Source organism: Klebsiella sp. 141251, from assembly GCF_050600725.1.
Lineage (GTDB): Bacteria > Pseudomonadota > Gammaproteobacteria > Enterobacterales > Enterobacteriaceae > Klebsiella > Klebsiella aerogenes.
Genome location: NZ_JAQIRG010000003.1, coordinates 138,060 through 156,345 on the forward strand (window position 1 = coordinate 138,060; position 18,286 = coordinate 156,345).

Genomic DNA, 18,286 nt, shown 5'->3' on the forward strand with positions numbered 1-18,286 from the left:
CAAACAGATACCTGGCCCGCCACTGAGCGGGCTTTTTTTTGAACAAAATAATGAACAGAACAGGCGAGAATGATAATGCAAACATCAAAACCAGCGCTCGAGCTTCTCACCAGCGACGCCATCTATCGCGAAAACCCGACGGCGTTATTCCATCAATTATGCGGCGCGCGCCCGGCAACCCTGCTGCTGGAATCGGCCGACATCGATAGTAAAGACGACTTAAAAAGCCTGCTGCTGGTCGATAGCGCCCTGCGCATTACCGCGCTTGGCAATACCGTCACGGTCCAGGCGCTGTCGGCGAACGGCGCCGCGCTGCTTGAACTGCTGGATAACGCATTGCCGTCCGGCATTGAGAATCTGCGCCAGCCGAACAGCCGGGTACTCACCTTCCCACCGGTTAGCGCCCTGCTGGATGAAGACGCTCGCCTGTGTTCGTTATCGGTGTTCGATGCGTTTCGTCTGCTACAAGATTTGGTCAGCGTCCCGCAGGCCGAGCGCGAAGCGATGTTCTTCGGCGGCCTGTTCGCTTACGACCTGGTGGCCGGTTTCGAGGATTTACCGCCGCTCGACGCCGATACCGCCTGCCCGGATTACTGTTTCTACCTGGCGGAAACGCTGCTGGTCATCGATCATCAGACCAAAAACACCCGCATTCAGGCGAGCCTGTTCACGCCGCTGGAGAATGAGAAACAGCGTCTTCTGCAACGTATCGCCCAGCTTCGCCAGCAGTTAAATGAACCGCCTGCGCCGCTGCCGGTCACTACCGTCGCCGAGATGCGTTGCGACGTCGATCAGAGCGATGAAGAGTACGGCGCCGTGGTGCGCAAAATGCAGCGCGCCATTCGCGCGGGCGAAATTTTCCAGGTCGTGCCGTCGCGCCGTTTCTCCCTCCCCTGCCCGTCGCCGCTGGCCTCGTACGATGTGCTGAAAAAGAGCAATCCCAGCCCGTATATGTTCTTTATGCAGGATAACGATTTCACCCTGTTCGGCGCCTCGCCGGAAAGCTCGCTGAAATACGACGCCGTCAGCCGCCAGATTGAGATCTACCCCATTGCCGGCACCCGTCCGCGCGGCCGCCGCGCCGACGGTTCGCTGGATCGCGATCTCGATAGCCGTATTGAGCTGGAGATGCGTACCGACCACAAAGAGCTTTCCGAACATCTGATGCTGGTTGACCTGGCCCGTAACGACCTGGCCCGCATCTGTACGCCGGGTAGCCGCTACGTGGCGGATTTGACTAAAGTCGATCGCTACTCCTTTGTGATGCATCTGGTTTCCCGCGTGGTTGGTGAACTGCGCCGCGACCTGGACGTCCTGCACGCCTACCGCGCCTGCATGAATATGGGCACTCTTAGCGGCGCGCCGAAAGTTCGCGCCATGCAGCTAATCGCCGCCGCAGAAGGCAAGCGGCGCGGTAGTTATGGCGGCGCGGTCGGCTACTTTACCGCCCATGGCGACCTCGATACCTGCATCGTGATCCGCTCAGCCTACGTTGAAGATGGTATCGCCACCGTGCAGGCGGGCGCCGGTATCGTGCTCGATTCCGTTCCGCAATCCGAGGCGGATGAAACCCGTAATAAAGCTCGCGCCGTGCTGCGCGCCATTGCTCAGGCCCATCACGCGAAGGAGACTTTCTAATGGCCGACATCCTGCTGCTCGATAATATCGACTCCTTTACCTATAACCTCGCCGACCAGCTGCGGGCTAATGGCCACAACGTGGTTATTTATCGCAATACCGTTCCGGCGCAATCGCTGATTGAACGTATCGGCACCATGGATAACCCGGTGCTGATGCTCTCTCCGGGGCCGGGAACCCCAAGCGAAGCCGGCTGCATGCCGGAGCTGCTGACCCGCCTGCGCGGCAAGTTACCGATTATCGGTATCTGCCTCGGCCACCAGGCCATCGTGGAAGCCTACGGCGGCTATGTCGGCCAGGCGGGAGAAATCCTTCACGGTAAAGCCTCCAGCATTGAGCATGACGGCCAGGCGATGTTCGCTGGTCTTGCCAACCCGCTGCCGGTGGCCCGCTACCATTCACTGGTCGGCAGCAATATTCCGGCCGGGCTCACCATTAACGCCAATTTCAACGGTATGGTGATGGCGGTTCGCCACGACGCCGATCGCGTCTGCGGCTTCCAGTTCCATCCGGAGTCGATTCTGACTACCCAGGGGGCGCTGCTGCTGGAGCAAACGCTGGCATGGGCGCTGCAGAAACTGGAACAGACCAATGTCGTACAACCGATTCTGGAAAAATTGTACCAGGCACAGACGCTGAGCCAGCAGGAGAGCCACGTGCTGTTTTCCGCCGTCGTGCGCGGCGAAGTGAAGCCGGAACAGCTGGCCGCGGCGCTGGTAAGCATGAAAGTGCGCGGCGAGCAACCACAGGAAATTGCCGGCGCTGCCACCGCGCTGCTGGAAAACGCCGCGCCCTTCCCGCGTCCGGATTATCAGTTTGCCGATATTGTCGGCACCGGCGGCGATGGCAGCAACAGCATCAATATCTCAACCGCCAGCGCCTTTGTCGCCGCCGCCTGCGGTTTAAAGGTGGCGAAACACGGCAACCGCAGCGTCTCCAGTAAATCCGGTTCGTCCGACCTGCTGGCCGCGTTTGGTATTAATCTGGATATGAATGCCGATAAATCGCGCGCCGCGCTGGATGAACTGGGCGTCTGCTTCCTGTTCGCGCCGAAATACCACACCGGATTCCGCCATGCGATGCCGGTCCGCCAGCAGTTGAAAACGCGCACCCTGTTTAATGTATTGGGGCCGCTTATTAACCCTGCGCACCCGCCGCTGGCGTTGATTGGCGTCTATAGCCCGGAACTGGTGTTGCCGATTGCCGAAACCTTACGCGTACTCGGCTATCAACGCGCCGCCGTGGTACACAGCGGCGGTATGGACGAAGTCTCGTTGCATGCGCCGACCGTGGTCGCCGAACTCAATAACGGCGAAATTCAGAGCTATCAGCTGACCGCCGCCGACTTCGGCCTGACGCCTTATCATCAAGAGCAACTGGCCGGCGGCACGCCGGAAGAAAACCGTGACATTCTCACGCGCTTGCTACAAGGTAAAGGTGAAGCCGCTCACGAAGCCGCCGTCGCCGCCAACGTCGCCATGTTGATGCGTTTACACGGGCATGAAGACCTGAAAGCCAACGCCCGGCAGGTACTGGATGTGCTGCACAGCGGAGCGGCCTATGACAGAGTGACCGCATTAGCGGCAAGAGGGTAAATAATGCAGACCGTTTTAGCAAAAATCGTTGCCGACAAAGCGATTTGGGTAGAAGCCCGCAAACAACAACAACCGTTAGCCAGTTTTCAGAATGATATCGTGCCGTCCGAACGCCATTTTTACGATGCGCTGGCCGGCGCCCGCACCGCCTTTATTCTTGAGTGCAAAAAGGCGTCGCCGTCGAAGGGACTGATTCGGGAAGATTTCGACCCGGCGACCATCGCCGGGGTTTATAAGCACTACGCTTCGGCAATTTCAGTACTGTGCGATGAGAAATATTTTCAGGGCAGCTTTGATTTTCTGCCGATCGTCAGCAAGGTCGCGCCGCAGCCGATTCTGTGTAAAGACTTCACCATCGATCCTTACCAGATTTACCTCGCGCGTTACTACCAGGCCGATGCCTGCCTGCTGATGCTCTCGGTGCTCGATGATGACCAATATCGGCAGCTCGCCGCTGTCGCCCACAGCCTCAATATGGGCGTTCTGACCGAGGTCAGCAACGAAGAGGAGCTGGAGCGCGCGATTGCGCTGAAGGCCAAAGTCGTCGGCATTAACAACCGCGATCTGCGCGATATGTCGATTGATCTGAACCGCACGCGTCAACTGGCGCCGCGTCTCGGCCCGGATGTCACCGTGATCAGCGAATCCGGAATCCATACCTACGGCGAAGTCCGCGAACTGAGCCACTTCGCCAACGGCTTCCTGATTGGCTCGGCGCTAATGGAGCAACCGGACCTCAGCGCTGCGGTGAAGCGCGTGCTGTTAGGTGAGAACAAGGTCTGCGGCCTGACTCGTCCGCAGGATGCGCAAGTCGCCTGGGAGGCGGGCGCTATCTACGGCGGCTTGATTTTCGTCGCCAGTTCGCCGCGCGCCGTTGACGACCAGCAGGCACAGGCGGTAATGGCCGCCGCGCCGCTCAGCTACGTTGGCGTATTCCGCGATGCAGCCATTGAAGAGGTCGTCACCCGTGCGACCAACTTGAAACTCGCCGCGGTCCAGCTTCATGGGAGCGAAGACCAGGCCTGGATTGATGCCCTGCGCGCGGCGCTGCCGGAGCAGATCCAAATCTGGAAGGCGCTGAGCGTCGGCGAAACGCTGCCGCCGCGTAACCTCAATCATGTGGACAGATATGTCTTTGACAACGGTCAGGGCGGTAGCGGTCAACGCTTCGACTGGTCGCTGCTGCAGGGCCAGGACCTGCGTAACGTGATGCTGGCAGGCGGCCTCAGCGCCGATAACTGCGTAGAAGCCGCGAAAAGCGGCTGTGCCGGACTCGATTTCAACTCAGGCGTAGAGTCGCAGCCGGGAATAAAAGAGGCAAGCCTCGTGGCTGCCGTTTTCCAGACGCTGCGCGCATATTAAGGAGCAATGCAATAATGAGCACTTTACTGAACCCGTATTTCGGCGAATTCGGCGGTATGTACGTTCCGCAGATCCTGATGCCCGCCCTGCGCCAGCTGGAAGAAGCTTTCGTCAGCGCGCAAAAAGATCCTGAGTTTCAGGCCGAATTCACCGACCTGCTGAAAAACTACGCGGGCCGCCCGACGGCGTTGACCAAATGCCGCAATCTGACCGAAGGCACCCGCACCACGCTGTACCTCAAGCGTGAAGATCTGCTCCACGGCGGCGCGCACAAAACCAACCAGGTGCTGGGCCAGGCGCTACTGGCCAAACGTATGGGTAAAACGGAAATTATCGCCGAAACCGGCGCCGGCCAACACGGCGTCGCCTCGGCGCTGGCCAGCGCCCTGCTCGGTCTGAAATGCCGCATCTATATGGGCGCCAAAGACGTCGAGCGGCAGTCGCCGAACGTGTTCCGCATGCGCCTGATGGGTGCGGAAGTCATTCCAGTGCACAGCGGTTCCGCCACCCTGAAAGATGCCTGTAACGAAGCGCTGCGCGACTGGTCCGGCAGCTACGAGAAGGCGCACTACATGCTCGGCACCGCCGCTGGCCCGCACCCATTCCCGACTATCGTGCGTGAATTCCAGCGCATGATCGGCGAAGAAACCAAAGCGCAGATCCTCGAGAAAGAAGGACGCCTGCCGGACGCGGTGATCGCCTGCGTTGGCGGTGGTTCTAACGCCATCGGCATGTTCGCTGATTTCATTGATGAATCCGGCGTTGGCCTGATTGGCGTCGAGCCTGCCGGCCACGGTATCGAAACCGGCGAGCACGGCGCGCCGCTGAAGCATGGTCGCGTCGGCATTTATTTCGGCATGAAGTCGCCGATGATGCAAACCTCCGACGGGCAGATTGAAGAATCTTATTCTATCTCCGCCGGGCTGGATTTCCCGTCAGTGGGGCCTCAGCATGCGTTCCTTAATAGCACCGGGCGCGCTGAGTATGTGTCAATTACCGACAACGAAGCGCTGGATGCCTTTAAAGCGCTCTCCCGCCATGAAGGCATTATTCCGGCGCTGGAGTCGTCGCACGCTCTGGCGCACGCGCTGAAGATGATGCGCGAGAATCCGGATAAAGAGCAGCTGCTGGTGGTTAACCTGTCCGGCCGCGGCGATAAAGACATCTTCACCGTACACGACATTTTGAAAGCGCGAGGGGAAATCTGATGGAACGTTACGAGACGCTATTTGCACAGTTAAAAAACCGCCAGGAAGGCGCCTTTGTTCCCTTCGTCACCCTCGGCGATCCGGGGCCGGAACAGTCGCTGAAAATCATCGATGCGCTGATTGAAGCCGGCGCCGATGCGCTGGAATTGGGGATCCCCTTCTCCGACCCGCTGGCCGACGGCCCGACGATTCAGGGCGCCACATTGCGCGCTTTTGCCGCCGGTGTTACCCCGGCGCAGTGCTTCGAGATGCTGGCGGCGATCCGCCACAAGCATCCGACCATTCCAATCGGCCTGTTGATGTACGCGAACCTGGTGTTCAGCCCGGGGATTGATGAGTTCTACGCCGAATGCGCGCGTGTCGGCGTGGATTCCGTGCTGGTCGCCGACGTGCCGGTCGAAGAGTCCGCCCCGTTCCGTCAGGCAGCGCTGCGCCATAACATTGCGCCGATTTTCATCTGCCCGCCAAATGCCGATGACGATTTACTGCGCCAGATTGCCTCCTATGGCCGCGGCTATACCTACCTGCTATCGCGCGCTGGCGTGACAGGCGCGGAAAACCGCGCCGCGCTGCCGCTGCATCATCTGATTGAAAAATTGGCGGAATATAACGCCGCGCCGCCGCTGCAGGGCTTTGGTATCTCGGCGCCGGAGCAGGTTTCGGCCGCTATTGACGCCGGTGCCGCCGGGGCAATATCCGGCTCGGCCATCGTCAAGATTATCGAGCGCAACCTTGAACAGCCGCAAAAAATGCTCGAAGAGCTAAAAACCTTCGTGCAGAGCCTGAAAGCGGCAACCAAAACCGCCTGACCCTTTGTCGCCCGGCCTCACGCCGGGCGGCTATTTCCGCTGCAGGCTGTTGGCGTATTTTCGCGTTAAGCGAAACAGCGCCAGCACCTCGTCTTCTGACCATCCAGCCAGCACCTGATTCATTAACTGCCGCCGCGCAACGGCAATAGCGTCAATCATCCGCTGCCCCTTTTCGCTGAGCGTCACCTCGCTAATCCGCCGGTCTTTGGCATTGGCCTGCTTGCAGGCAAGCCCCTGAGCCTCCAGCTTTTTCACCTGACGACTGACGGTGGTGTAATCGCGGCCTAAATGATCCGCCAGCTCAACTACCCCCACCGGGCCATAGCGCCCTACCGCCACCAGTAGCGGAAATAGTATCTGTTCAAGCTGCACCCTTGCCGCCTGCAATATCTGCTCATCGCGCAAAGGTTGATTCATCACGCTAATGATATCCAGCAGCGCGCCGTGAAAGTCGGTGATGTCGTAATTATTATGTGCATCTTGCATATATTAGTTAACCGCGTATATTGCTCCTGAAGAATATGTGCATATTACACATAATTATCATCAGGAGATAATGTTATGAAAGCCGCCGTGGTATTTGATCTAAGCGAAGGCCCGGTATGGGCCGATTTTAGCGAACCGCAGCCCGCCGTCGGACACACGCTGATCGACGTTCGCGCCGCCGCCATTAGCCACGTGGTAAAGGGCCGGGCATCAGGACATCATTATAGTTTTGACGGCACTCTGCCGTTTGTCGTCGGTATCGATGGCGTCGGTATGACCCATGACGGCCAGCGCGTCTATTTTGCTTTCCCCAGCGCCCCGTTCGGCAGTATGGCGCAACGCGCGCCGGTCGCAATGCAGAATTGCCTGCCGCTGCCGGATGAACTTGACGATATCAGCGCCGCGGCCATGGCCAATCCGGGCATGTCTGCCTGGGCTGCGCTTGTAAAGCGGGCGCAGTTTCAGGCCGGCGAAACGGTACTGATTAACGGCGCCACCGGCAGCGCCGGGCAGCTGGCGGTGCAGATTGCCCGCTACCTCGGTGCGAAAAAAATCATTGCCACCGGGCGCAATGCGCAAGCGCTGGCCGCCCTCGCAGCCGATGAGTGTATTGATTTAACCGCCGATGAGCAGACGCTTAGCGCACAATTCGCCGCCGCCAGCGCCGGGCAAGTTGATGCGATCGTGGATTATTTGTGGGGACGCAGCGCAGAGTTGCTGCTGCCCATGCTGGCGAAATATACCCCCGGCGATAAGCCGGTGCGTTATGTGCAGGTGGGTTCCCTTGCCGGGGCGGATATCGCGTTAAATGGCGCCGTGCTGCGCGCCGCGCCGCTACAGCTTATGGGCAGCGGCATCGGCAGCCTGACCATGCCGCAACTGCTGGCGGCAACCGGGGAGATGCTGCAGGCTGCGGTTCCCGGTCAGTTTACCATCGCCACCACGCCGCTGCCGCTCCGCGATGTCGCTGCGGCCTGGCCGCGTGATAACAGCCAGAAACGTACGGTTTTCACCCTTGATTAAAAAAATTCGCCTCCGCACAAAATCTGGGGTTGATATCTCAAATGAGAAATATTATCTTTCTCATTACCGAATAGTTGAGTGAACAACTCAGGTATTCGGTACGACATTGCTCACATTGCTTCCAGTATTTTTGCCCGCGTTTATCGCGGGCTTTTTTTCGCTCAACTTCAGCTTTTAGTGGTCGAGATACAGATAATGCAACCAGCTGGTCATCCGTAACAGCACCTTACGCATCACCGACACGTGGGCAAAATGGTCGGTATACACCGCCGCCTGGGCACTGACGCCATCAGGGAGATGGGCGAGATCGCGGCTCGCCGCGAGGTCAATCATCACATAAACCCCTTCCCGACCGGGCGTGGCGCTTAAACCCTGTAACGCGCCGCTGGCCTGGTAGCTGCCGTCGGGAATAGTTGGCAATACTTTTGTGACCTTGCCGGCATACACCTGCCCCGGTAGACCATTGAATACCACCTCTGCCTCGTCCCCCTGCTCCAGGCGCAGGATAGCGTTCTGGCGAAATACCGCCACCACCTGCCGTTTCTGCTGCGGAATAAAAATCATCACCGGTTTGAACGGCAGACGAACTGCCGTGGTTCCCGGTCGCGCCAGCACCTGGGTAACATAACCATCGCTGGGCGCGCGGAATACCGTCTGTTCAAGGTCATAACGCGCCTCGGCAATCTGCGATTTCAGGCTGGCGATTTGCGCATCCTCGCCATTGAAACGCGCAGAAAGTCTTTCTAACTCCTGTTGATACTGTGCCTTAGCCGCCCGCAGGGCCGCGGATTGCGCCTGATATTGCTGCTCGGCGTGATTCACGTCCTGCTCAGAAAAAGGGTTAACCGGCATGGCCGCGCCTTTCGCATAGCGTTGATAATCCTGACGGGCACGTTCATATTCCGCCGTCATCCGCTGGACGTTAGCGGCGGATTCACTTAATGCCGCTTTCCGGGTTCTGATATCCGCTTCGGCGGCACTGAGATCCGCCTCCAGTTTATTCAGTCGCGCGCGATAGCGGCTATCATCAAGACGAAACAGTACCTCGCCTTTGCGTAATAACACATTCGTTTTATCGGTAACTTCTACGATGGCCCCCGACACCTGCGGCACAATCGGGATCGACAGAGCTATTTTTTGCGCCCGGTCGGTGTACGGGTGATTATAATTCATAGTCAGAATTAGCGCGCCGACAATAAACACTCCACCAAGGACCGCCGTCGGTACCGTCCATTTATTTACCGGGATACGGAAAATTTTAAATACGCCATAGGCCAACGCCACATAGCAAAGAATAATGAGTAAATCCATATATTAGCCTTAGCGGTTATTTGACGAGTTTGTCGTTACAGTTATCTGTTGCTCCTGCAGACGCTTTAGCTCGCTTTCAAGTTGCCTGATTCGCTGATGCATTTCGGCGCTATCTTCGACTTTATGCGCCATTCCCCACCCGCGCTCGGGGCGATACAGCGTTGCCCAGATCCATAACAGCGGCCAAATCGCATGCAGGGTAAACAGGCTCACCCAGCCGGCCACATGGATCGCATCCTGATGAGGATGCTGACGTTTTTTGGCTAATAAATAGGGAATATCATGAATAATAATAATGCCGTAAAATAAAATCAAAAACACGGCAATTAACACGCCTAAGGCGAAGTAGTTAAGGAACATAATAACACCTGGTAATAAAAAAGGTAAACCGTACTAACTACGCTGTTTTATAATTAGCAATGCCACTCACTGCAATCGTGGGGCTGTGCCGAGAATAATCATTTTCCGACTGATAGACCAAATATTGGTAACGGTAAAAATCAGTACTTTTATCTTTCCGGTATAATATCTCTTCCCCCGAAACCGATAGTCCCTTGATAATATCGTCATATTCAATATATTTTTCTTTTTCGGTTACGCTGGAAGCGCACGCAGCCAGCAGCAACATTGCAGATAACGCAGCCATTCTTGTTATTTTCATCGAATTATTTCTCTGTATTTTTCGGCTGTAACAAATAATCCACGCAAATGATACCCAGCTCCCAACCAGAAGTCATATGACAATGACAGCAAAGATGTATATCATTTTTGATATAGCAAAACCAAAAGAAGCGACCTCGTGAAAGAAAAAGACCTGCGCATAGACGAACTCCGCATCGTCCGCGTGATTGCCGAAACGGCAAGCGTTAGCAAAGCCGCCCAGCTACTGGATATGCCGCAGTCGAACGTGTCGCGGGCGCTGAATGCGCTGGAACGGCGCCTGGGGCTGGAAATCTTTATCCGCCACCCACGGGCATTAATCCTGAGCGAGTTTGGCGAGCAGTTCCTGCGCCGGGCGGACATTCTGCTGGATAAGCATAATGACCTGCTTGATATGTCCGGTACCTGGAAACGCAGCCTCAACGGTATGGTGACGCTCGGCGCGCCAATCGGCATTCAGGCTTTCCTTGCCCGATATCTTTTGCCGCCGGTGCTGCGCTCAGCGCCGGAATTAACCGTAAACCTTCTCACCCGCAATCCCGACGAGCGCGAACAGAAACACGGGACGCTTTTCGATAGCGATTGCGATCTGCTGATTAGCTTTTTCCAGCCCCAGGACGAAAGCCTGATCGCAAGGCCTCTCACCCGCTTTCGCATGGGGCTGTTTGCCTGCGCGGATTATATTACGCAGTCGCCTCTGCACGATGTTGATGAGCTTGCGCAGCACCGCTGCATCACTTTGCGTACGTTGGGCGGGATCCGCAACAGTTGGCATTGCTATAACGCCGCGGGTGAGAGTATTCAGGTAGAGGTCAACGGTTCCAGCGTATGCGATAACATTTTGCCGGCCATTGAGCTTGCCAAACAGGGGCTGGGCATCGTATATGCCCCTTTTTACTCCGTCGCGGCGGAATTAGAAGCGGGTACGCTACAGCCCTGTCTGCCACGAGAACGCGGCGTGAATATGCAGGCGTGGTTGATTTATCGTCAACGAGGCGTGTTGCCGCATCGCGTGCAGGTGATAATGGATAGCATTATGGAAAGCGCCAAACTGCACGCTCATCGGCTGGTCTGAAGAGGATAAAACTGGCCGCAAGCGGCCAGTTTTTTTAAAGCATTAGAATCGATAGCCCGCGGAGAACATAAACACCCACGGGTCCAGACGGGTACTGACGGTCTGATTCTCTCCGTTAGCTTTAAATTTCACGTCGGTGTCGATATCCATGTACCACACTGACATGTTCAGCAGCCAATTGCGGTCAATCAGATAATCCAGGCCAACCTGTCCTGCCGCGCCCCATGAATCCTTCAGGCTCAGGTCGGAAAGCCCGGCGTCCTTACCGGTATCGTTGAAATCATTGTTAAAGAAGGTTGTATAGTTAATACCGGCGCCGACATACGGGCGCACTTTGCTTTGCGCATCGCCAAAGTACCACTGCGCCATCAGCGTCGGCGGCAACTGGTGTACGGTAGCGATGGTGCCGGTCGGCCCGGTACCGACCTTGTGGCGGAACGGCGTTGCCGCCAGCAGTTCGATACCGATATTGTCGGTCGCCATATAGGTAAAGGTTAAACCTAACTGGGTGTTATTACTGACGTTAAAACCGCCGAGACTACCCAGTACGTTGTCAGAACCCTCAGTCGGGCGAACCGTCGCCGAACCCGCGCGAATAAAAAACTCCCCCGCTTCATGCGCCCAGGCGCTACCACCAGAAAGCGTACCTAAGATCAATGCCGCCGCTGCAATTTTCTTCATATCCATGTCCCCATTATGGTTTTTATCAGCGGCAGCAAATATACCTACAATGAGTTAGTTTTGATCTGTTTTAGATCACACCAGGCCATTAGATTTAACATTTATTGATCCAGATTAATTTTTGCAGCACTCAGTAACGTTCTGATTTGTCCTTACATCAATTTTTACCCGTGAGAAAAATTTTTGCGTCCCCCTCTTGTCGCCGATCGTGCGGATAGCTAATTTAATTGCCGACAATTTGTGTTGATGCGTTTTTTTCAGGTGTAATTATGAGTGAAATCAACCCGTGCATGACGTGCGGTGCCTGTTGTGCGTATTTTCGAGTCTCCTTCTATTGGGCTGAAGCCGACGACGCCGGCGGCGTGGTACCTACGCAGCTCACCGAACCCCTTACCCCTTTTCTGCGCTGCATGAGCGGCACCAATCAGAGACAAAGCCGCTGCACAGCCTTAAGCGGCGAAATCGGCGAATCGGTACACTGCACCATCTATCATCAGCGGCCTTCCCCCTGCCGCGAGTTTGCTATGTCAGGCGAAGGCGGCGAACTCAACGAAGCGTGCGATCGCGCCCGTGCCCGCTACGGCCTGCCGCCGCTGGGAACTCTTTACAAAGATATACTTACCGTGACAGCGGCAGAGACTGCTACCCAACCACGTTTTGCGGTACAATCCCCGGCTAGTTAAAACACCTGCAAGACTCAAGGAGAATGCATGTCTATCACGGCGAAGTCCGTCTACCGTGACACGGGGAATTTTTTTCGTAATCAGTTCGTTACTATTCTGCTGATTGCGTTGTTATGCGCGTTCATCACGGTAGTCATTGGCCATGCCTTTTCGCCCAGTGACGAGCAGTTATCGATCCTCAGCGAGGGCGATAACCTGGCGGGCAGCGCCGGCTTGTTTGAGCTGGTGCAGAACATGACGCCGGAACAGCAGCAGATCTTGCTGCGCGCGTCGGCAGCCTCAACCTTCTCGGGGCTGGTGGGGAATGCCATCCTCGTCGGCGGCGTACTGTTGCTGATCCAGCTGATCTCCGCCGGGCATCGCGTCAGCGCGCTGCGGGCGATCGGCGCCGCGGCGCCGGTTCTGCCGAAGCTGTTGCTGCTTATCCTGTTCACCACCTTCGTGGTACAGATGGGGATGATGCTGGTGCTGGTGCCGGGCGTGCTGCTGGCGATTGTCCTGGCGTTCGCGCCGGTGATGCTGGTGCAGGATAAAATCGGCATCTTTAGCGCAATGCGCGGCAGTATGCGTCTGGCGTGGGCTAATATGCGTCTGGTGGCGCCAGCGGTACTCGGCTGGCTGCTGGCAAAAACGGCGCTGCTGCTGCTTGCTTCAAGCTTCGCAACGCTGTCGCCAAACGTCGCCGCCGTGGTCATTAATACCATCAGCAATCTGTTCTCTGCGCTGTTGCTGATCTATTTGTTCCGCTTGTATATGCTTATTCGCAACTAACTTTAATCTGGGCCGGGTATTCCGGCCCTTCCTGAACGACGGAATTGATGTATGAAGCAGTTTCTCGATTTTTTACCGCTCGTAGTCTTCTTCGCTTTTTATAAGATTTACGATATCTACGCCGCAACCACCGCGCTGATCGTCGCCACCGCGGTGGTCCTCATTTATAGCTGGGTGCGCTATCGTAAAGTTGAAAAGATGGCGCTGATCACTTTTGTGCTGGTCGCCGTCTTCGGCGGTCTGACTATCTTCTTCCACAACGATGAATTCATTAAGTGGAAAGTGACCGTCATCTACGCCCTGTTTGCTGGCGCCCTGCTGTTCAGCCAGTGGGTAATGAAAAAACCGCTGATCCAACGCATGCTTGGCAAAGAGCTGACGCTGCCGCAGCAGGTGTGGTCACGGCTGAATCTGGCCTGGGCGCTGTTCTTTATTCTCTGCGGGCTGGCCAATATCTACATCGCGTTCTGGCTGCCGCAGAATATCTGGGTCAACTTCAAAGTCTTCGGTTTAACGGCATTGACCCTGGTCTTCACCCTGTTGAGCGGCGTCTATATCTACCGCCACATGCCGCAGGACGATAAGCACTAATGCCTCTCAACGGTACGCGCTGGCCGGCGCGTACCGTCTCCCTTGTGCTTTTCATTTCTTTTCTCTACCTCCTATCCCGTTCAGTTCAAATTTAACTTCCGAAAGAGTGGGTAAGCCACCTCTTATTACGCCATTCCCCAACGGCTCGCCTTCACGCTTTCTTCATCAAACAGGAAAAATTGCGCCAATTGTGAGGATTTGATGAAGTTTCGTCTCGCCTGATTGTAATGATAATGATTATTATTAATATTCACGTTCTTGTTTTATTTTGATACGGATATTTACAATGAGAACGAACACCGCATTCCCCCTCGCTCCCCTTACCTTCATTATCGCCAGCTTCTTTTCAGCGGAGAGTTTGGCCGAAGAAGCCGAACAGGATACTGAAACCATGGTGGTCTACAGCACCGCCGAAGAAGCGTTAAAACAACAGCCCGGCGTTTCGATTATCACTGCCGACGATATTGCCAAAGAGCCGCCGGTGAATGACCTGTCAGAAATCATCCGTAAGATGCCCGGCGTGAATCTGACCGGCAACAGCGCCAGCGGTAGCCGCGGTAACAACCGTCAAATCGACATTCGCGGGATGGGCCCCGAAAACACGCTGATTTTGATCGATGGCGTACCGGTTACCTCACGAAATTCGGTACGTTACAGCTGGCGCGGTGAACGCGATACCCGCGGTGATAGTAATTGGGTACCCGCTGAAATGGTTGAACGAATTGAAGTCCTGCGCGGACCCGCTGCGGCCCGCTATGGGTCCGGCGCGGCCGGCGGCGTGGTGAATATCATTACCAAACGACCAACCAACGACTGGCACGGCTCACTGTCGTTCTTCACCAATCAACCGGAGAATAACAAAGAAGGCGCCACCAACCGGGCCAACTTTAACCTCAGCGGGCCGCTGGCAGGCGATGCCCTCACCATGCGTTTGTACGGCAACATCAATAAAACCGATGCTGACGCCTGGGATATCAACCATGCGCAGAATGACTCATACGCCGCCGGTCGCGAAGGCGTGCGTAATAAAGATATTAACGCCCTGCTGTCGTGGAAAATGACCCCACAACAGATCCTCGATTTCAACTATGCCTACAGCCGCCAGGGCAATATTTATGCCGGCGATACCCAGTACAGTAACGGCAACCTTAGCCCCAATGGCCTGGTTGATTCACTCTACGGCCATGAGACCAACCGCCTGTATCGCCAGTCGTGGGGGCTAACCTATAACGGAATTTGGGATTGGGGACAGTCAAAAGCCGGCGTTTATTATGAAAAAACCAATAATACCCGCCTGCAGGAAGGATCAACCGGCCGCGTCGAGGGGATGATCAATAGCGATGAATACGCCACCAGCCGTCTGGAATCATGGCGCTCCACAGGCGAGTTAAACATTCCGTTCTACTGGTTGGCGGATCAGACGTTGACGCTTGGCATGGAGTGGAACCGCGACGAACTCAACGATCCGGCGTCGATGCAGGCCACTGACGTGAGCGGTGAAACCATCGCCGGCACCAGCGGCAATGCCGCCGATCGTAGTAGCAAAAACAGCGCCACGTTAACCGGGATCTACCTGGAAGATAATATCGAGGCCACGCCGGGAACTAACATCATTCCCGGCCTGCGTTTCGATTACCACAACCAGTTCGGCAGTAACTGGAGCCCAAGCCTCAACCTGGCGCAGGCATTAGGTGAGTGGTTTAAAGTCAAAGCCGGTATTGCACGGGTATTTAAAGCACCCAATTTATATCAATCCAGCGAAGGCTATCTGCTCTCCACCCGCGGCAACGGATGCCCGAACGCCATTGCAACAGGCAGTTGCTATCTGCTCGGCAACCCGGATCTGGATCCGGAAATCAGCATCAATAAAGAGCTTGGGCTGGAATTCAACGCCGGAGGCTATAACGCCGGGATCACCTGGTTCCGTAATGATTACAAAAACAAAATCGTCTCCGGCACCGAGGTACTTGGCTACACTTCCAGCGGCAACAACATTCTACAGTGGCAGAACGGCGGCAAAGCCGTAGTAGAAGGACTGGAAGGGACCGTGCTGATCCCATTGATTGCCGACACCCTGAACTGGCGCACCAACGCGACCTGGATGATTAAATCGGAAAGTAAAGATACCGGCAATCCGCTGTCGGTGATCCCGAAATATACTATCAATACCATGCTTGACTGGCAGGTAAACAGCAAACTGTCGGCTAACATAAACTGGACAATGTATGGCCGTCAAAAGCCGCGTCAGTACGCGGAAATTCGCAACGAGACCGGGGTTCTCGCCACCAATGAAGTCGGCGCTTATTCAATAGTAGGGATCGGCGGCAACTATCAGTTGATGAAAGATATTCGCCTGAACGCCGGCATCAGCAACCTGTTTGATAAGCAGATTTATCGCGAGAACTCCGGTGCTTCAACTTACAACGAGCCGGGGCGCGCCTATTACGCTGGCGTTACCCTAAGTTTCTAATCTGCCGACGCCCGTACCGACGGGCGTATTCCCCTATTCTCTCTGCGCCGTTTTCATAGTAGCATCGCGCCTGATCTTCTTTGACTAGTACAGAGTATAGAATGACAACAACAGATCTCGCCCCGAAGGGCGAATTGGTTTTACGCACCCTGGCCATGCCGGCGGATACCAACGCGAACGGCGATATTTTTGGCGGCTGGCTGATGTCGCAGATGGATATCGGCGGCGCGATTATGGCCAAAGAGATTGCCCGCGGCCGCGTTGTGACTGTCCGTGTTGATGGTATGACTTTTTTACGCCCGGTCGCCGTTGGCGATGTTGTGTGCTGCTATGCCCGCTGCGTAAAGCGCGGCAACACCTCAATCACTATTAATATTGAGGTATGGGTGAAAAAAGTATCGACGGAACCGCTGGGCCAGCGTTATAAGGCGACGGAAGCCCTGTTTATTTATGTGGCGGTAGACAATGAAGGCAAGCCGCGAGCGCTGCCTGCCGAGTAAGACATTGCCCGGCTTGCCGGGCAGATCTTCTGCTTAAAGAAAGCCAAGCAGCGAGAAGAAAATATAACCGATCACAATCACCACAATCGGCAGCACGTAAAGCGTGAAATACTGCTTCAGAATAGTATGACGCGGAACGACAATACGTTCGGCAAGCTGTTCGCGAGACAGGCCTTCCGCTCCTTTAGCCTGTTCCAGAATCAACTGATCTTCCACCCCTTCGCGTAGAAACTTCGCCTGGCGGGCCATCCGCGCGCCGGAAGCCTGCAACGCCATACCGACAAACACCAGCGCGTAGATAATCCAGAAACCGATGTTCAACGCATGTTTGAACTCCGGCAGCGGCGAGTTGTACCAGAAGAAATTCAGGAACGGCGTATTGAAACGCACCATCTCAATCATCAGGTGGGCGAAATCCATCATCACCGCATCAATACCCGGTTTCTTTTCGCTATGCTCGTACATAAACTTCAGTACGGAAATCAGCGTAGACAGCACGACTGGAATGAAGATGACCCATCCCAAAATGCGTTTAATGACCGCAATGCGTCCAGCTTGTTGATACGTCATGAGTTCCCCTTGTTTAAAACGCCAGACTCTCCATGCCGACATAGAGTCAGGTATAAGTCTATCTTCCGCAGCGAATTTCGCCTGCTTCAGCGCGGTATGATATACCATATGGACAATTTCGTTATCTACTTACGCCAATGGAGAGGAACTTATGTCAGCAAAGCGTCAGATTCTTGCCGCTATTTTCGATATGGATGGCCTGCTTATCGATTCAGAGCCGCTATGGGACCGCGCAGAGCTGGAGGTACTGGAAAGCCTCGGAGTGGATATTAGCCGCCGTGATGAATTACCTGACCTGCTGGGGCTGCGCATCGACCTGGTGGTCGATTTATGGTTTGCGCAACAGCCCTGGCGCGGCCCGGACCGCGCGGAGGTAACCGCCAGCATTATCCGCCGGGCCATTCAGCTGGTCGAGGAGTCACGGCCACTACTGCCCGGCGTGCGTGAAGCCGTGGCGTTGTGTAAGGCCGAAGGACTAAAAATCGGCCTCGCCTCCGCGTCGCCGCTGCATATGCTGGAAAAAGTGCTGGAAATGTTTGAACTTCGCGACCAGTTCGACGCGCTGGCCTCAGCCGAACATCTGCCTTACAGCAAACCGCATCCCCAGGTCTATCTTGATTGCGCCGCAAAGCTTGGCGTCGCGCCAATGTCCTGCGTGGCGCTGGAGGATTCTGTTAACGGCATGATTGCCAGCAAAGCGGCGCGGATGCGCTCGATTGTGGTTCCGGAAGCAGAAAACAGCCGCGATCCGCGCTTCGTACTGGCCGATGTGAAACTGGCGTCTCTGCAGCAGCTGACGGTAGCAGACCTGCGCGGCTAAACGACTTGCGCTGGCATTAATGTCGTCAAAATA

At 55.7% G+C, this 18,286-nt stretch carries 19 protein-coding genes and 1 other annotated feature (1 of these 20 running past the window's edge); of the genes, 13 read left to right on the forward strand and 6 right to left on the reverse strand.

What is annotated here, in order from left to right; all coding sequences use genetic code 11:
- Positions 1–40, forward strand: a sequence feature (Trp leader region) (it extends 56 nt beyond the left edge of the window).
- A gap of 35 nt (positions 41–75) precedes the next feature.
- The 5 genes from PGR09_RS08370 to trpA are packed head-to-tail and all read left to right on the forward strand — an operon-like array spanning position 76 to position 6,612.
- A complete protein-coding gene (locus PGR09_RS08370) occupies positions 76–1,638 on the forward strand; it encodes an anthranilate synthase component 1 (protein ID WP_047045030.1) in 1,563 nt (520 codons plus the stop codon).
- A complete protein-coding gene (trpD, locus tag PGR09_RS08375) occupies positions 1,638–3,233 on the forward strand; it encodes a bifunctional anthranilate synthase glutamate amidotransferase component TrpG/anthranilate phosphoribosyltransferase TrpD (RefSeq protein WP_047045032.1) in 1,596 nt (531 codons plus the stop codon). Before PGR09_RS08370 ends, trpD begins: the two co-directional genes overlap by 1 nt.
- A 3-nt stretch (positions 3,234–3,236) precedes the next feature.
- Positions 3,237–4,595: a bifunctional indole-3-glycerol-phosphate synthase TrpC/phosphoribosylanthranilate isomerase TrpF gene (trpCF, locus tag PGR09_RS08380; protein ID WP_045393187.1), complete on the forward strand. Its 1,359-nt coding sequence runs from the start codon at positions 3,237–3,239 to the stop codon at positions 4,593–4,595.
- Between the two features lie 14 nt (positions 4,596–4,609).
- Positions 4,610–5,803 (forward strand): tryptophan synthase subunit beta, encoded by a 1,194-nt coding sequence (gene trpB, locus PGR09_RS08385; RefSeq protein WP_045393190.1) that lies wholly within the window; start codon positions 4,610–4,612, stop codon positions 5,801–5,803.
- Positions 5,803–6,612: a tryptophan synthase subunit alpha gene (gene trpA / locus PGR09_RS08390; protein WP_045374732.1), complete on the forward strand. Its 810-nt coding sequence runs from the start codon at positions 5,803–5,805 to the stop codon at positions 6,610–6,612. The genes trpB and trpA overlap by 1 nt, the downstream gene beginning before the upstream one ends.
- Positions 6,613–6,642: 30 nt before the next feature.
- Here the strand turns inward: trpA and PGR09_RS08395 are convergent, their stop codons facing one another.
- Positions 6,643–7,098 carry a MarR family winged helix-turn-helix transcriptional regulator gene (locus tag PGR09_RS08395; RefSeq protein WP_348876440.1) on the reverse strand — a complete coding sequence of 152 codons (456 nt, stop codon included), beginning with the start codon at positions 7,096–7,098 and terminating at the stop codon, positions 6,643–6,645.
- 75 nt (positions 7,099–7,173) lie between these two features.
- Between PGR09_RS08395 and PGR09_RS08400 the strand changes: the two genes are divergently transcribed.
- Positions 7,174–8,121 carry a quinone oxidoreductase family protein gene (locus PGR09_RS08400; RefSeq protein ID WP_348876442.1) on the forward strand — a complete coding sequence of 316 codons (948 nt, stop codon included), beginning with the start codon at positions 7,174–7,176 and terminating at the stop codon, positions 8,119–8,121.
- A gap of 174 nt (positions 8,122–8,295) precedes the next feature.
- On the opposite strand, the gene PGR09_RS08405 is transcribed toward PGR09_RS08400, so the two are convergent.
- From PGR09_RS08405 to PGR09_RS08415, 3 genes are read right to left on the reverse strand one after another with little or no spacing between them, the layout of a single operon-like run.
- A complete protein-coding gene (locus PGR09_RS08405; RefSeq protein WP_045393199.1) occupies positions 8,296–9,432 on the reverse strand; it encodes an HlyD family secretion protein in 1,137 nt (378 codons plus the stop codon).
- Positions 9,433–9,441: 9 nt separating this feature from the next.
- Positions 9,442–9,792: a DUF3302 domain-containing protein gene (locus PGR09_RS08410; RefSeq protein ID WP_045393202.1), complete on the reverse strand. Its 351-nt coding sequence runs from the start codon at positions 9,790–9,792 to the stop codon at positions 9,442–9,444.
- A 37-nt stretch (positions 9,793–9,829) separates the two neighbouring features.
- A complete protein-coding gene (locus PGR09_RS08415) occupies positions 9,830–10,093 on the reverse strand; it encodes a hypothetical protein (protein WP_047077948.1) in 264 nt (87 codons plus the stop codon).
- A 138-nt stretch (positions 10,094–10,231) separates the two neighbouring features.
- On the opposite strand from PGR09_RS08415, the gene PGR09_RS08420 reads away from it, so the two are divergent.
- Positions 10,232–11,167, forward strand: a complete 936-nt coding sequence (locus PGR09_RS08420) for a LysR family transcriptional regulator (protein ID WP_045393208.1) — start codon at positions 10,232–10,234, stop codon at positions 11,165–11,167.
- A 42-nt stretch (positions 11,168–11,209) separates the two neighbouring features.
- Here the strand turns inward: PGR09_RS08420 and ompW are convergent, their stop codons facing one another.
- A complete protein-coding gene (ompW, locus tag PGR09_RS08425; protein WP_015705753.1) occupies positions 11,210–11,848 on the reverse strand; it encodes an outer membrane protein OmpW in 639 nt (212 codons plus the stop codon).
- A 269-nt stretch (positions 11,849–12,117) separates the two neighbouring features.
- On the opposite strand from ompW, the gene PGR09_RS08430 reads away from it, so the two are divergent.
- The 5 genes from PGR09_RS08430 to yciA all read left to right on the forward strand — a co-directional run bounded on the left by PGR09_RS08430 (position 12,118) and on the right by yciA (position 16,863).
- Positions 12,118–12,531 (forward strand): YkgJ family cysteine cluster protein, encoded by a 414-nt coding sequence (locus PGR09_RS08430; protein WP_015366198.1) that lies wholly within the window; start codon positions 12,118–12,120, stop codon positions 12,529–12,531.
- 27 nt (positions 12,532–12,558) lie between these two features.
- A complete protein-coding gene (locus PGR09_RS08435) occupies positions 12,559–13,302 on the forward strand; it encodes a YciC family protein (protein WP_015366197.1) in 744 nt (247 codons plus the stop codon).
- A 51-nt stretch (positions 13,303–13,353) separates the two neighbouring features.
- Entirely contained in the window at positions 13,354–13,893 is a 540-nt protein-coding gene (locus PGR09_RS08440; protein WP_015366196.1) for a septation protein A, read from the forward strand.
- Between the two features lie 286 nt (positions 13,894–14,179).
- Positions 14,180–16,363, forward strand: a complete 2,184-nt coding sequence (locus PGR09_RS08445; protein ID WP_430916042.1) for a TonB-dependent siderophore receptor — start codon at positions 14,180–14,182, stop codon at positions 16,361–16,363.
- Positions 16,364–16,464: 101 nt separating this feature from the next.
- Entirely contained in the window at positions 16,465–16,863 is a 399-nt protein-coding gene (gene yciA, locus PGR09_RS08450; protein ID WP_015705756.1) for an acyl-CoA thioester hydrolase YciA, read from the forward strand.
- Between the two features lie 33 nt (positions 16,864–16,896).
- Here the strand turns inward: yciA and PGR09_RS08455 are convergent, their stop codons facing one another.
- Positions 16,897–17,433: a YniB family protein gene (locus tag PGR09_RS08455; RefSeq protein ID WP_430916043.1), complete on the reverse strand. Its 537-nt coding sequence runs from the start codon at positions 17,431–17,433 to the stop codon at positions 16,897–16,899.
- 151 nt (positions 17,434–17,584) lie between these two features.
- Between PGR09_RS08455 and hxpB the strand changes: the two genes are divergently transcribed.
- Positions 17,585–18,253, forward strand: coding sequence for a hexitol phosphatase HxpB (hxpB, locus tag PGR09_RS08460; protein WP_045393217.1), 669 nt, complete (start codon positions 17,585–17,587; stop codon positions 18,251–18,253).
- The last annotated feature ends 33 nt before the right edge of the window (positions 18,254–18,286 follow it).

What these genes read in the sequence shown, in the direction of transcription:
- PGR09_RS08455 (WP_430916043.1), bottom strand. Translation starts at nt 17,433, where the DNA reads ATGACGTATCAACAAGCTGGACGCATTGCGGTCATTAAACGCATTTTG.
- PGR09_RS08410 (WP_045393202.1), bottom strand. Translation starts at nt 9,792, where the DNA reads ATGTTCCTTAACTACTTCGCCTTAGGCGTGTTAATTGCCGTGTTTTTG.
- PGR09_RS08370 (WP_047045030.1), top strand. Translation starts at nt 76, where the DNA reads ATGCAAACATCAAAACCAGCGCTCGAGCTTCTCACCAGCGACGCCATC.
- PGR09_RS08395 (WP_348876440.1), bottom strand. Translation starts at nt 7,098, where the DNA reads ATGCAAGATGCACATAATAATTACGACATCACCGACTTTCACGGCGCG.
- ompW (WP_015705753.1), bottom strand. Translation starts at nt 11,848, where the DNA reads ATGAAGAAAATTGCAGCGGCGGCATTGATCTTAGGTACGCTTTCTGGT.
- trpD (WP_047045032.1), top strand. Translation starts at nt 1,638, where the DNA reads ATGGCCGACATCCTGCTGCTCGATAATATCGACTCCTTTACCTATAAC.
- PGR09_RS08440 (WP_015366196.1), top strand. Translation starts at nt 13,354, where the DNA reads ATGAAGCAGTTTCTCGATTTTTTACCGCTCGTAGTCTTCTTCGCTTTT.
- yciA (WP_015705756.1), top strand. Translation starts at nt 16,465, where the DNA reads ATGACAACAACAGATCTCGCCCCGAAGGGCGAATTGGTTTTACGCACC.
- hxpB (WP_045393217.1), top strand. Translation starts at nt 17,585, where the DNA reads ATGTCAGCAAAGCGTCAGATTCTTGCCGCTATTTTCGATATGGATGGC.
- PGR09_RS08415 (WP_047077948.1), bottom strand. Translation starts at nt 10,093, where the DNA reads ATGAAAATAACAAGAATGGCTGCGTTATCTGCAATGTTGCTGCTGGCT.
- PGR09_RS08435 (WP_015366197.1), top strand. Translation starts at nt 12,559, where the DNA reads ATGTCTATCACGGCGAAGTCCGTCTACCGTGACACGGGGAATTTTTTT.
- trpB (WP_045393190.1), top strand. Translation starts at nt 4,610, where the DNA reads ATGAGCACTTTACTGAACCCGTATTTCGGCGAATTCGGCGGTATGTAC.
- PGR09_RS08400 (WP_348876442.1), top strand. Translation starts at nt 7,174, where the DNA reads ATGAAAGCCGCCGTGGTATTTGATCTAAGCGAAGGCCCGGTATGGGCC.
- PGR09_RS08405 (WP_045393199.1), bottom strand. Translation starts at nt 9,432, where the DNA reads ATGGATTTACTCATTATTCTTTGCTATGTGGCGTTGGCCTATGGCGTA.
- PGR09_RS08445 (WP_430916042.1), top strand. Translation starts at nt 14,180, where the DNA reads ATGAGAACGAACACCGCATTCCCCCTCGCTCCCCTTACCTTCATTATC.
- trpCF (WP_045393187.1), top strand. Translation starts at nt 3,237, where the DNA reads ATGCAGACCGTTTTAGCAAAAATCGTTGCCGACAAAGCGATTTGGGTA.
- trpA (WP_045374732.1), top strand. Translation starts at nt 5,803, where the DNA reads ATGGAACGTTACGAGACGCTATTTGCACAGTTAAAAAACCGCCAGGAA.
- PGR09_RS08430 (WP_015366198.1), top strand. Translation starts at nt 12,118, where the DNA reads ATGAGTGAAATCAACCCGTGCATGACGTGCGGTGCCTGTTGTGCGTAT.